We start from the raw sequence: 12,926 nt of genomic DNA, 5'->3' as shown, positions 1-12,926 counted from the left end.
CGAGCGTGCTCGCGAAAAACCCGAGGACGCCGCGTTTATTCAGGATAGACGCGTTATCGTTAATGTTTTTCGCGAGCACGCTCGCTCCTACAGTGGGTTGTGTTGTGTCTTAGCCTTTCCACACCTGCGGGTTCACCAGATCCTGCGGGCGCTGGCCCAACAATGCGCTGCGCAGGTTGTCCAGGGCGCGGTTGGCCATGGCTTCGCGGGTTTCATGGGTGGCCGAACCGATATGCGGCAAGGTCACCGCATTGCTCAGTTGGAACAGCGGCGACTCGGCCAGCGGCTCCTTCTCATACACATCCAGCCCAGCGCCGCGGATGGTGTGGTTTTGCAGGGCCTCGACCAGCGCGGGCTCGTCCACTACCGGACCCCGGGAGATGTTCACCAGGATTGCACTGGACTTCATCAGCCCCAGTTCGCGAGTGCTGATCAAATGACGGGTTTTCTCGCTGAGCGGCACCACCAGGCACACGAAATCCGCCTCGGCCAGCAACTGGTCCAGGCTACGAAACTGCGCGCCCAGTTCCTGTTCCAGCGCGCTCTTGCGGCTGTTGCCGCTGTAGAGAATCGGCATATTGAAGCCCAGGCGCCCACGGCGGGCGATGGCGGCGCCGATATTGCCCATGCCGACGATGCCCAGGGTCTTGCCGTGTACATCACAGCCAAACAACGGCGCGCCGACACTGGCTTTCCACTGCCCGGCCTTGGTCCAGGCGTCCAGCTCGGCCACGCGACGGGCGCTGCTCATCAGCAGGGCGAAGGCCAGGTCGGCGGTGCTTTCGGTCAGCACATCGGGGGTATTGGTGAGCATGATCCCGCGTTCGTTGAAGTAGTCCACATCGTAGTTGTCGTAGCCCACCGAGACGCTGGACACCACCTCCAGCTTGCCCGCACCTTCGAGCTGCGCACGGCCCAGCTTGCGGCCCACGCCGATCAGGCCGTGGGCGTGGGGCAGGGCTTCATTGAATTGCGCGTTGATATCACCGAGCTTGGGGTTGGGCGCGATGACGTCAAAGTCCTGTTGCAGGCGTTCGATCATCTCGGGGGTGACACGGCTGAAGGCGAGGACAGTCTTTTTCATCGCAAGTGGGGCTCATCGACAGGGAGGAATGCCAAGCAAGCTAACATTCCTGCACACACTTGTCAGGACACCGGGTGCCCACTGTGCAATACCTGCCTGCGGCCAGCGTGGTTTGACGGGGCACCTAAGATCAAAAGCCAGATCAAAAGTAAAAGCAAAAGTAAAAGCATAGTGCAGAGCTGGCTGCTTACCTGTGGGAGCGGCGGTGCGACGATTCGACTTGCTCGCGAAGATGTCGGCCCAGCAAATATTGATGTTGACTGACCCAGTGCCTTCGCGAGCAAGCCCGCTCCCACAAAGGGTGCGCGTACGCATCAAGAATCAGGTCGGCTGTCAGGCCGCCTCGACTCGCTTTGCTTTTTGATTTTGATCTTAGGCGCCCCGTTAAACCACGCTGGCCGGAATCCGATATTGATTTGGGGGGTAAACCGGCAGGACGCCGGTTTAGCCGCGCTGGGCCATGGATGGCCCATCGCGGCGGCCACCCAAATCAATGTCGGATTACGGGCATGCCGAGCCTAGGCGAGGCACCGAGTGGTGGGGCAAGAGCGCTTTGGTTACTTTCGCGCTTTTCGAAAGTGACCCGCTGTAAGAGCGGAACCCTAAGTGGCCCTGACCGCAGCAACGGATATGTACACATACCAAGAAGACAGTTGTGTAGATACTCATGGCTATCGCGGGCAAGCCCGTACACAGGGTGATCTCCACTATTTGGGAGGCCGTGTTCCAAATCAGGTCGTAAGGCGCACGCTACCCAAACTCCCACTCAACTCATACGCCACCAACTCCGCCTGGTGCGCCGCCAGGATCTCCGGCAGCGAGCCACGCAGGTATTCGACCCAGGTCTTGATCTTCGCATCCAGGTACTGGCGCGACGGGTAGATGGCGTACAGGTTCAGTTCCTGGGAGCGGTAAGTCGGCATCATTCGCACCAGGGTGCCATTGCGCAGGCCTTCGATGGCCGCGTACACCGGCAGCAGGCCGACACCCATGCCGCTGATGATCGCGGTCTTCATCGCGTCGGCGGAATTCACCAGGAATGGCGAGCTGTTGATGCTCACGCTTTCCTGGCCATCCGGGCCGTTGAACACCCATTTGTCCAACTGGATCACCGGGCTGACCAGGCGCAGGCAGGCATGGTTGAGCAGATCACTGGGGCGCTGCGCGCAGCCGTTGGCTTTGACGTAGGCCGGCGAGGCACAGACGATGCTGTAGGTGATCCCCAGGCGCTGGGAGACAAACCCTGAGTCCGGCAGCTCGCTGGCGAGCACGATGGACACGTCGTAGCCCTCGTCCAGCAGGTCTGGCACGCGGTTGGCCAGGGTCAGGTCGAAGGTCACATCGGGGTGGGTGCGGCGATAGCGGGCAATCGCGTCGATCACGAAATGCTGGCCGATGCCGGTCATGGTGTGCACTTTGAGCTGCCCGGCAGGCCGTGCATGGGCGTCGCTGGCCTCGGCCTCGGCTTCCTCGACATAGGCCAGGATTTGCTCACAGCGTAATAAATAGCGTTTGCCCGCCTCGGTCAGGGCGATGCGGCGGGTGGTGCGGTTGAGCAAACGGGTTTGCAGGTGGGCCTCCAGATTGGAGACCGCGCGCGAGACGTTGGCCGTGGTGGTGTCCAGTTGCACGGCGGCGGCGGTGAAGCTGCCGGCTTCGGCGACACAACTGAAGGCGCGCATGTTTTGCAAAGTGTCCATGGGGTGCTCTCAAGGGAGATGGCAAATTGTGACACGAAGTTACGGGGGCGAGTGAGCCCGACCAATGGATTATCGCCTTAACGGTAACAAAGATTCACAGGAATCCCACCTTATCGCCATTCCTTGCGCCCCCTAGAATTGCCGCACCGTCCCCGCAACACCACCTCAGGAATTCGCAGCAGTGCCGCGTCGCATCAGCAGAGAGCTGAAGACTCTCAGTGTTTGGGCTTTATCGTTAGCAATCAGCGGCTGCATCGGAACCGGAGGAGTTGCCCCCCAAGGCAAGAGCCTCGCCGCCAATACCCTGGCCACCGACGACGCGATCCAGAGCGCCGCCCGGGATGCCCACTGGCCGACCACCCGGTGGTGGCAGGTTTATGGCGATCCGCAACTCAATGCTTGGATCGACCTCGCCGTACAAGGCAGCCCGAGCATGGCCGAAGCCGCCGCGCGGGTGCGTGAAGCGCGGGCCATGGCCGGGCTGGCCGAGTCCGCCGAGGCCGTGCAGATCAACGGGGATGCCACGCTCAAGCGCCACAACTGGCCCAGCGATCAGTTCTACGGCCCTGGCAAACTGGACAACTCCACCACCTGGGACAACAACGCCGCCTTGGGCCTGAGTTACGCCCTCGACCTGTGGGGCCGCGAACGCAACGCCACTGAACGCGCGGTGGACCTGGCTCATATGAGTGTCGCCCAAGCGCGCCAAGCCCAGCTGGAATTGCAGAACAACGTGGTGCGCGCGTATATCCAGCTGTCGCTGCATTACGCCCAGCGCGATATCGTCGCCGCCACCCTGGCCCAGCAACAGCAGATCCTCGACCTGGCGCAAAAGCGTCTGGATGGTGGTATCGGCACACATTTTGAAGTCAGCCAGGCCCAGTCCCCATTGCCCGAAACCCACCGGCAACTGGACGCCCTCGACGAAGAAATCGCCCTGACCCGCAACCAACTGGCGGCTTTGGCCGGCAAGGGCCCGGGGGAGGGGGCAAAACTGCAGCGACCGACCCTGGCCCTCGGCGAACCGCTGAAACTGCCGTCGGCACTCCCCGCGCAATTGCTTGGCCAGCGTCCCGATGTGGTCGCCAGCCGCTGGCAAGTGGCGGCCCAGGCCCGGGGGATTGACGTGGCCCATGCCGGCTTCTACCCCAATGTCGACCTGGTGGGCAGCCTCGGCTACGTCGCCACCGGCGGCGGTATGCTGGAGTTCCTCACCGGCAAGAAGCTCAACTACAGCGTCGGCCCGGCGATTACCTTGCCGATCTTCGACGGCGGCCGCCTGCGCGCGCAATTGGGCGAGGCCAGCGCCGGCTACGACATTGCTGTGGCTCGCTACAACCAGACCCTGGTCAATGCGCTCAAGGGCATCAGCGACCAACTGATCCGCCGCGAATCCATGGCCAAGCAGCAAATATTCGCCGCCGAATCGGTGGCCTCGGCGCAGAAAACCTATGACATCGCGATGATCGCCTACCAGCGCGGCCTGACCGATTACCTCAATGTTCTCAACGCCCAGACGTTGCTGTTTCGTCAGCAACAGGTCGAGCAGCAGGTCCAGGCTGCGCGCCTGAGCGCCCATGCCGAGCTGGTTACCGCCTTGGGCGGTGGCCTTGGCGCGGGCAGCGATGCCCCGGCCCCGGACACGACCCTCCCGAGCAAGACCCCGGCGGCACTGGCCGTGTTCGATCACTGATCAGGTTTCCCATGACTCCCTTGCCTGCACCGCTGCGTTGGCTGCATTCCCTGGAATGGCGCCGTGGCTTTTTCGACTGGGCACGCAGTGATGGCGTGACCTGGGTGTATATCTTCAAAGTACTGATCGCCGCGTTTCTCACCCTGTGGCTGGCGATGCGCCTGGAGCTGCCACAACCGCGCACCGCGATGATTACCGTGTTTATCGTGATGCAGCCGCAAAGCGGCCAGGTGTTCGCCAAGAGTTTCTATCGTTTCCTCGGCACCCTCGCAGGCTCTGCGGTGATGGTGTTGTTGATCGCCTTGTTTGCGCAAAACACTGAGCTGTTCCTTGGCTCGCTGGCGATCTGGGTTGGCCTGTGCACGGCGGGTGCGACGCGCAACCGTAACTTTCGCGCCTACGGATTTGTGCTGGCCGGTTACACGGCGGCAATGGTGGGTTTGCCTGCGCTGGCCCACCCGGACGGCGCATTTATGGCGGCGGTATGGCGGGTGCTGGAAATCTCCCTGGGGATTCTCTGCGCGACCCTGGTCAGTGCCGCAATCCTTCCGCAAACCAGCAGCGCGGCCATGCGCAACGCCTTGTACCAGCGCTTCGGCACCTTCGCCCTGTTCGTCACCGATGGCCTGCGTGGCCGCAGCCAGCGCGAGGGTTTTGAAAGCAGCAATGTGCGCTTTATCGCCGAAGCCGTGGGCCTGGAAGGGCTGCGCAGCGTCACCGTGTTCGAGGACCCGCACATGCGCCGGCGCAACGGCCGCCTGAGTCGTTTGAACAGCGAGTTCATGGGCATCACCACGCGCTTCAATGCCCTGCACCAGTTGCTCGAACGCCTGCGCAGCGATGCTGCCGACCATGTGGTAGCGGCCATCAAACCCGGTTTGCAGGACCTTGCCGAACTGCTCGATGGCTTCAGCGGCCGTGCCTTGACCAGCCCCGATGCGGCACGCCTGGTGAGCCAACTCACGGCTTATAAAGAGGGCCTGCCCGCCAAGGTGCGCAGCCTGCGGGCGCTGTTTCAGAAGAGCGGGCCGAGCGAGGCCGAACAACTGGATTTCCATACCGCCTACGAGTTGCTGTACCGCTTTGTCGATGACTTGCACAACTATGCGCAGACCCACGCCTCCCTGGCCGAACACAGCCACGAGCGCGAGCACTGGGACGAAGCCTACACGCCAAAAACCAACTGGCTGGCCTGCGCCGCCTCGGGGATTCGCGCGTCATTCATTCTGATCGTCCTCGGCAGTTACTGGGTGGCCACCGCCTGGCCCAGCGGCGCCACCATGACCCTGATCGCGGCGGCCACCGTGGGTCTGTCGGCAGCTACGCCGAACCCCAAGCGCATGGCCTTTCAGATGGCCTGCGGCACCTTGATCGGCGCGGTGGTGGGGTTTGTCGAAATGTTCTTCGTGTTCCCCTGGATCGATGGCTTTCCCTTGCTCTGCGTGATGCTCGCCCCAGTGATCGTGCTGGGTGCGTTCCTGTCGTCGCGGCCGCAATACGCCGGGGTCGGCCTGGGCCTGTTGATTTTTTTCAGCACCGGTTCCGTGCCGGATAACCTGACGATCTACAACCCCTACACCTTTATCAACGATTACATCGCGATGATCCTCGGCATGTTGGTGTGTGCGGCGGCGGGCGCGATCATCCTGCCGCCCAACAGCCCCTGGCTGTGGCGCCGCCTGGAGCGCGACCTGCGCGAGCAAGTGGTGTACGCGATCAGCGGCAAGCTCAAGGGCCTGGCGTCAAGTTTCGAAAGCCGCACCCGCGACCTGCTGCACCAGGCCTATGGCCTGGCCGCCGGGCAACCGCAAGTGCAGCGCAACCTGTTGCGCTGGATGTTCGTGGTGCTGGAGGTCGGCCACGCGATCATTGAGTTGCGCAAGGAACAGGCGATCCTGCCGGTGCATCCGGCGTATGCCGAATCCCAGCCCTGGCGCCAGGCCATCCGGGTGATGGGGCGCTCGCTGGTGCGGCTGTTCCTGCAACCCGGCCAGAGCAATCTTGAGCGCGCCTTGATCGCGGTGGATCACGCGATCAGCCGCGTGCAAGCCACTGACGAACCCTTCGCCCCGCACTTCGACACCTCGGCCCTGCGCCGGGTGAAAAGCTACCTGCACTTTATCCGCACGTCCCTGCTGGACCCGCAATCGCCCCTGGCTGCCCTGAAGCCTTCCGGAGTCGCCCATGCCTCGTGAAATCGCGTTCCACGGCATCTACATGCCAACCATGACCCTGATGTTTTTCATTGCCGCGGGGCTGGCCTGGGCCCTGGACCGTTTCCTGGCGGGTTATGACCTGTACCGTTTTTTCTGGCACCCGGCGTTGCTGCGCCTGAGCCTATTTGTTTGCCTGTTCGGCGCCATGGCGCTGACCGTCTACCGTTGAGAATGCCCTGATGAAAAAGTTTTTCAGCCTGCTTGCGACATTGCTGGTCTTGGCCCTGGCGATCTGGATTGGCCGTACGCTGTGGGTGCATTACATGCAGACCCCGTGGACCCGTGATGGTCGGGTGCGCGCCGACATCATCAACGTCGCTGCCGACGTCACTGGCGAGGTGGTTGACGTGCCGGTGCGCGACAACCAGTTGGTGAAAAAGGGCGACCTGCTGATGCAGATCGACCCCGAGCACTACCGCATTGCGGTGAAACAGGCGCAATCACTGGTGGCGTCACGCAAGGCCACCTGGGAGATGCGCAAGGTCAATGCGCACCGCCGCGCTGACCTTGACGCTCTGGTGATCTCCAAGGAAAACCGCGACGACGCCAGCAACATCGCCGACTCGGCCCTGGCCGACTACCAGCATGCCCAGGCGCAACTGGAAGCGGCGGAGCTGAATTTGAAACGCACGCAGGTGGTGGCGGCCGTCGATGGTTATGTCACCAACCTCAACGTACATCGCGGCGATTACGCGCGCATCGGCGAGGCGAAGATGGCAGTCGTCGATATGAACTCGTTCTGGGTCTATGGCTTCTTCGAAGAAACCAAGCTGCCCCATGTAAAAGTGGGGGATAAAGCCGACATGCAACTGATGAGCGGCGAAACCCTCAAGGGCCATGTGGAAAGCATCTCGCGCGGCATCTACGACCGTGACAACCCTGAAAGCCGCGAACTGATCGCCGACGTGAACCCGACCTTCAACTGGGTGCGCCTGGCCCAGCGTGTGCCGGTGCGCATTCATATCGATGAAGTGCCGGAAGGCGTGCTGCTGGCGGCTGGTATCACGTGCACGGTGATCGTGAACCAGACACAACACTAAAAGTGTGGGATCTGGTTTGGTCACAGATTTTTTGCGGTTGACTAAGAGATTGACGCGTTAGCCCTGATTTTACGCCGACGCTTGACCCTCAGCATGTTGGTGTAGCGGCGGTGGTTTCTTGTATTGAGGATGACCAGGCAGAGCAGAGATTGCAGCAGAGGAAATAGCGCAAACAGAGTGACCGGGTGGTTGCCCAAGTAGTCCGCCGAAAGCAGAACATTCAGAGCCGCGACACATGCAAGTAGTGGAGGGCCCAAACGAAACCCTAGCGCCACCAAGGCTAATCCGATACACATTGCCAATACCAGTATCAGGCTTGCCATCACAGCATAGTCGCTAGAGAGATAGTTTATTCGGGCGTAATAAGAGAGGCTATGTGACAGGTTGCCCGAGATGCTCACTAAGTTCATTGATATTGCAGTACCCACCGTGAAAGCAAAGCGTTGGGTGTAACCACGCAATGTTCGCGGCTTGCATACTGTATTGGCGTTATTGGTCATGGCTACTGAACTCCTCATAAAGCGCGATGACGATGTGGTTAATATTTCCAGAGATGCTGCTACCTGTGACGGCTATCGCGGCCCCTATCTGATCTGCTATCTGAGTGAGAATGTCTTGGCGTAATTGGGCATTGCTGTAGCGTTTAGGAAGAGTTCCGGCCAACTGCTTCAACCGGATTATTTCGCGAGGATGGCGAGGGTTTTTCAGTCGCAGCACCGTCACCCGATAATCACTGCTGATATGCACTACGCCAGCCCCGACGATGGCAGGATCGGCGTCAATGGTTCGATAGAGCCTGGGCAGGTCCAGTAGGCTGGTTAGTCGTTGACGAGTTGTTATGTGGGCATTGGGCACGCCGCTGCTGAGAAAGTCCTTGAGCATCCTTTCACCTTTCCTTGGACAAGAGGTGAAAGAGCCTGAAGATTGGTTACCGTTAATGATGTCAGCTAGTTCGCGGATTGCTGTAGGAGCCGGCTTGCCGGCGAAGAACCTGAGAGCAACGCGGGGTACCTGGTGCTCCGTGTCAGCGTTGACGTTTTTCGCTGGCAAGCCAGCTCCTACAGGAGGCGTTATTGGCCCTGGATATAGGTCTCGTGCAGATGGCGCCACAGCAGCGCGCCACTGGCTTGTTTCTCGAATACTACGGTGGCACGGCGGTCTGTTTGTGTACCGCTGTCATCGATCTGGCGTTCGCGGTAGGTCACCGTGGCCCCGCGTGCATGCCGGTCAATGCCTGCCATTTCACTCAAGGTGATTTTCAATCCGGGCCGCATGCCGCCCAGGCGAGTGAACAGGGCATTGACCCCGGCGGCATTGACCCGTGCGCCGGTGGCGGGGGCGATCATGCTGAATTCGGGGGAGAAGCGCGCAAGCAGGTTCTGCAGGGTGCCTTCGGGTGCCACGCCGGCAAACCATTGCTCGATTTCTATGTGGGTCTGGATCACTTCTTCAAAAAAATCACTGTAGTCAATCATCGTTGCGGCTCGCTGGCTGGGTGAAGCAGCGTGCGGACTCTGGAAGCATCCAGGTGCAGCACTGCGAAGAGTGGCAGCAGTGTCAGGGCTGCCGCTATCGTGAAGGTTATGCTGAAGGAATCCAAGGCCGACAACAGTGCGCTGAGCGCTGCGGCACCCAGGCAGAAGCTGACTTGCCGATTGATATTCCACAGCGCGCTGGCATGGCCCATGCGTTCGACGGGAACATCGAGAAACGCCAGGGTCTGTGCGGTGCTGCTGCACAGGCTGCCGCCCAGGCCCATTGAGGCGTAGGCAAGAATGATCAGCACAGGTTCGGCGGTGTTCAGCAGCACAATACCGCTGCATTGCAGCACCATGCCCGCCAGCAGCAATGGCTTGGGCCCACAGCGGTTGAACAGTTTTTTGCTGAGGAAAATGGCCAGGGCCGACGCCACTGCCCATGGCAGCATCAGGCCCCCGGTGCGTGTCGAGTCGTATCCAAGGCCGCGCAGATAGAGGATGGCAATCAGGCTGGTGCCGATAAAGACCCCGGGAATAAACAGATAGACCAGCATCGCCACCCGTAACAGCGGGCTGCTCAGGGGGGTGAAAATCCCCCCCAGCTCAAGCACAGGGCGAACATTTGTTGGTTGGTCGGGTTTTATCCACAGCAGCGCCAGCAGTAAGGTCAGCAGCGCCAGCGGCAGGTTGGCGTAGAAGATCCAGCGCCACGACACACTGTCGACGATCACCCCGCCCAGCGCTGGGGACAATGCTGGTACCAGTAACGCGACGGACATCACCCTGGCGGTGAGTTGGCTGCGTTCTGCTGGGGGAAAGTGCCGGTAGGCCATTGCCTGGCCCACCGGAATCAGTAAGCCACCCCCCAACCCTTGCAGGCCGCGCCAACCGATCAGCGCTTCAATCGAACTCGCCTGCCCGACCATCACCGAGGCTGCGGCGAACAGCAGCAGGCTGACGGCAATCAGGTTTCTTTCCCCCAGCATGGCGGCCAGCCACACACTCATGGGAATGATCGCAGTCAGGCCGAGCATGTAGGCATTGCTGACCCACGCCAATTGCGTGACCGAAGCCTGCAGTTCGCGGGCGATATCCGGGTAGGCAATGGTGGCGACAAACATGTTCACCAGGTCGAGGGCAAAGCCCAGTAAAAAGATCCAGGCGACTTTCGAGCGGTAGGTCATCAGGGCGTTCCTGCATTCAATCCCGGCAGGGTAGAGTGCTGCGGATGCTTGGGGAACGCTGGTTTGGCTGTTAGTTTGTCAAAAATATTTTGACAAATGGAGGCGTGGCCCATGGTCAGCCTGGATCGTTTCGAGACGTTCAAGACGGTGGTGGAGGCCGGTTCGCTGACTGCCGCGGCCGATAGACTGGGGCAGACCCGCGCTGTGGTCAGCTTCAATCTCAAGCGCCTGGAGGCTGAACTCGGTGTCACCCTGCTGACGCGCAACACCCGGCAATTGGCGTTGACCGATGCCGGCGAGCGGTTTTACCTGCGCTGTACACGCATGCTCGAAGAAGCGCAGTTGGCGGTGGAAGAAGCCCGCTCTGAACACGCCCAGCTCAAGGGCACGCTGCGCATCACCACCACCGTGGAATATGCGTTGGCGGTGGTTGCCCCAGCAGTGGAAGCCTTTCGACGTCTGCACCCGGATCTGAATGTCCACTTATCCACATCCTCCACCCATGCCGATCTGATCTCCGAGCGCTTTGATGTGGCGATTCGGTTGGGGCGGCTGCTGGATTCCAATCATCGTGCGGTGCAGTTATCCACTTACCAGATATTCGCGGTTGCGGCGCCTGGTTTTGGTACCGCCCATACGCTGGATGAACTTGAACAACTGCCCAAGCTGGGGCACGGCCGATTGACCGAGTTGAGTGTGATCGACCCGGCAGGTGGCGAGCATCAATATCGCTCTGGTCCCTGTGCGCTTATGGTTGACAGTGCCGCCGTGCTCCAGGCATTTGCCGTGCGTGGCCATGGCGTGGCAATCCTGCCGCAGTGGCTGGTACAGGAGGATCTGGACACGGGGCGATTGGTACGCCTGTTGCCGGATTATCGCTTCGTACCCCAGGGGGTGTATGCACTGTACCCGGACACGCGGCATTTGCCGCTCAAGGTGCGGGCGTTTATTGATTTCATGAAGGAGGGGGCGGTTGCTGGTTGGGACGCCATCGCGAGCAAGCCCGCTCCCACAGGTTGACCGCATTTCAAGGATGTACTCGGCAAGTGTGGGAGCGGGCTTGCTCGCGATACAGGCGCCTCGGTCCCTGAATAAACCTACAAAACCCCAGCCAACCCAAACCGCTTCTTCAACACCTTCTCCAGCAACCCCTTGGGCAACAGTGCCGCCATCAACGGCAACGCCCGGCTGCCATTGCCCGAGCGCAGCAGGCGCGGTGGTTCTGGTTGTTGCACGGCCTTGAGCACATCTGCCGCGAACGCGCTGGCCGGTGTGGGTTTGTCTTGAGAGGCCTGGGAGCGCGCACGGATGCTTTCGCGCAACGGCCACCATGGCGATTGTTCGTTGATCAGCAATTCGGCCTGGGTGCCGGCGTTCTTGGCAAAACGGGTGTTGATCGCCCCCGGCTGCACTTCCATGACCCGCACGCCAAACGGCGCCAGCTCCATGCGCAGGGCATCGCTCAGGGCATGGACGGCGGCTTTGGAGGCGCAGTAGGCACCGGCAAACGGGGTGACCAGCACTCCGGAAACACTGCCGATATTCACCACCAACCCCTTGCGCGTGCGCAAGGCTGGAAACAGCGCCTGGGTCACGCCGACGATGGAGAACACATTGGTCTCGAATTGGCGCTGCATCGCCTCGGTACCGCCATCGAGCAGCGGGCCCATGGCGCCGTATCCGGCGTTGTTGATCAGTACATCCACCTCGCCCACTTGCCCGGCCAGTTGCGCCAGCGCCGCCCCATCGTTGACATCCAGTTGCACGGCCTTGAAGCCGGCTGCCGCCAGGGTCGCGACGTCTTCGGGACGGCGGGCGCTGGCCCACACGTCATAGCCGGCAGCCTTGAAGGCATCGGCCAGGGCGCGGCCGATGCCGCTGGAGCAACCGGTGATAAGCACGTTGGGCATGGATCAATCCTTTGTGGGTATTAGTCGGAGAAACTGCCTTGCAGGCGTTCGGCACGAAACTCCAGGGTTTGTGGGCGATAGCCGGGACGCAGTGGCGGCATCGGCAGGCAATCTTCCCAGGTCGCGCCGGCCTGCAACTCGCCGGGGCCGCGATAGCGCGGGGCAGCATAGACGTTGTCGGCCAGGTTGACCGTATCGCCCGGCGCGTAGGCGGCGACGCGCCAGCGCAATTCGGTCAGGGGCACATCGTTGCCATTGTTGAGTTTGAGCTGCAAGGGGCGATCGACAGGGCATTGCTCGGGGGCGTAGCTGATGCGTAGTTCCAGGCGCGCCAGTTGCGCGGCTTCGCGGTTGTCCAGCCAGACCACCCACATCGCCACGAAGCCCAGGCCCACGGCAGCTGCGAGGGATACTGGCAAGGCCTTGGCGGGATAGCGCAGCAGCAGGATCAGCCAGGTGATGATCAGTAGAACGCCGAAGAACATGGAGACCACCTCGAATAAGGAACGAACATCCTAACTGAAGCGCAGGTGGGATTGGCTACCTTAAGAGGTGTGTTGGCTGGGCTGACGCCTTCGCGAGCAAGCCCGCTCCCACAGGTTGACCGCATTTCAAGGATGG

At 61.1% G+C, this 12,926-nt stretch carries 13 protein-coding genes; 5 read left to right on the top strand and 8 right to left on the bottom strand.

The features are described from left to right. Positions 1-109: 109 nt before the first annotated feature. Together H097_RS11990 and H097_RS11985 are read right to left on the bottom strand one after the other, a co-directional pair. Complete coding sequence (locus H097_RS11990; protein WP_032860026.1) at positions 110-1,084, bottom strand: D-glycerate dehydrogenase; 975 nt, start codon at positions 1,082-1,084, stop codon at positions 110-112. A gap of 731 nt (positions 1,085-1,815) precedes the next feature. After that, a complete protein-coding gene (locus H097_RS11985) occupies positions 1,816-2,784 on the bottom strand; it encodes a LysR family transcriptional regulator (protein ID WP_032860025.1) in 969 nt (322 codons plus the stop codon). A gap of 181 nt (positions 2,785-2,965) precedes the next feature. On the opposite strand from H097_RS11985, the gene H097_RS11980 reads away from it, so the two are divergent. From H097_RS11980 to H097_RS11965, 4 genes are read left to right on the top strand one after another with little or no spacing between them, the layout of a single operon-like run. Then, positions 2,966-4,477: an efflux transporter outer membrane subunit gene (locus tag H097_RS11980; RefSeq protein WP_032860024.1), complete on the top strand. Its 1,512-nt coding sequence runs from the start codon at positions 2,966-2,968 to the stop codon at positions 4,475-4,477. An 11-nt stretch (positions 4,478-4,488) separates the two neighbouring features. After that, positions 4,489-6,672 carry an FUSC family protein gene (locus tag H097_RS11975; protein ID WP_032860023.1) on the top strand — a complete coding sequence of 728 codons (2,184 nt, stop codon included), beginning with the start codon at positions 4,489-4,491 and terminating at the stop codon, positions 6,670-6,672. After that, positions 6,662-6,862, top strand: a complete 201-nt coding sequence (locus H097_RS11970; protein ID WP_032860022.1) for a DUF1656 domain-containing protein — start codon at positions 6,662-6,664, stop codon at positions 6,860-6,862. Before H097_RS11975 ends, H097_RS11970 begins: the two co-directional genes overlap by 11 nt. Before the next feature lie 10 nt (positions 6,863-6,872). Further along, complete coding sequence (locus H097_RS11965; protein ID WP_032860021.1) at positions 6,873-7,733, top strand: HlyD family secretion protein; 861 nt, start codon at positions 6,873-6,875, stop codon at positions 7,731-7,733. Between the two features lie 41 nt (positions 7,734-7,774). Here the strand turns inward: H097_RS11965 and H097_RS11960 are convergent, their stop codons facing one another. The 4 genes from H097_RS11960 to H097_RS11945 are packed head-to-tail and all read right to left on the bottom strand — an operon-like array spanning position 7,775 to position 10,395. Next, positions 7,775-8,233, bottom strand: a complete 459-nt coding sequence (locus H097_RS11960; protein ID WP_229752308.1) for a hypothetical protein — start codon at positions 8,231-8,233, stop codon at positions 7,775-7,777. Next, complete coding sequence (locus H097_RS11955) at positions 8,223-8,783, bottom strand: hypothetical protein (protein WP_241495427.1); 561 nt, start codon at positions 8,781-8,783, stop codon at positions 8,223-8,225. Before H097_RS11955 ends, H097_RS11960 begins: the two co-directional genes overlap by 11 nt. Positions 8,784-8,803: 20 nt before the next feature. After that, positions 8,804-9,208 carry a hypothetical protein gene (locus H097_RS11950; protein ID WP_032860018.1) on the bottom strand — a complete coding sequence of 135 codons (405 nt, stop codon included), beginning with the start codon at positions 9,206-9,208 and terminating at the stop codon, positions 8,804-8,806. Beyond that, positions 9,205-10,395, bottom strand: coding sequence for an MFS transporter (locus tag H097_RS11945; RefSeq protein WP_032860017.1), 1,191 nt, complete (start codon positions 10,393-10,395; stop codon positions 9,205-9,207). Before H097_RS11945 ends, H097_RS11950 begins: the two co-directional genes overlap by 4 nt. A gap of 111 nt (positions 10,396-10,506) precedes the next feature. Between H097_RS11945 and H097_RS11940 the strand changes: the two genes are divergently transcribed. After that, positions 10,507-11,415, top strand: a complete 909-nt coding sequence (locus H097_RS11940) for a LysR family transcriptional regulator (RefSeq protein WP_050593342.1) — start codon at positions 10,507-10,509, stop codon at positions 11,413-11,415. Positions 11,416-11,492: 77 nt separating this feature from the next. On the opposite strand, the gene H097_RS11935 is transcribed toward H097_RS11940, so the two are convergent. Both H097_RS11935 and H097_RS11930 read right to left on the bottom strand, forming a co-directional pair. Next, positions 11,493-12,305, bottom strand: a complete 813-nt coding sequence (locus tag H097_RS11935; RefSeq protein WP_032860016.1) for an SDR family oxidoreductase — start codon at positions 12,303-12,305, stop codon at positions 11,493-11,495. Between the two features lie 20 nt (positions 12,306-12,325). Next, positions 12,326-12,790 (bottom strand): hypothetical protein, encoded by a 465-nt coding sequence (locus H097_RS11930; protein WP_032860015.1) that lies wholly within the window; start codon positions 12,788-12,790, stop codon positions 12,326-12,328. Positions 12,791-12,926: the final 136 nt, after the last annotated feature.

Origin of the sequence: Pseudomonas sp. FH4 (assembly GCF_000510915.2) — a bacterium.
In the GTDB taxonomy this organism is placed as follows: domain Bacteria; phylum Pseudomonadota; class Gammaproteobacteria; order Pseudomonadales; family Pseudomonadaceae; genus Aquipseudomonas; species Aquipseudomonas brenneri.
The sequence above is the reverse complement of the archived record's forward strand: the minus strand, read 5'-3'. Positions and strand labels throughout refer to the sequence as shown.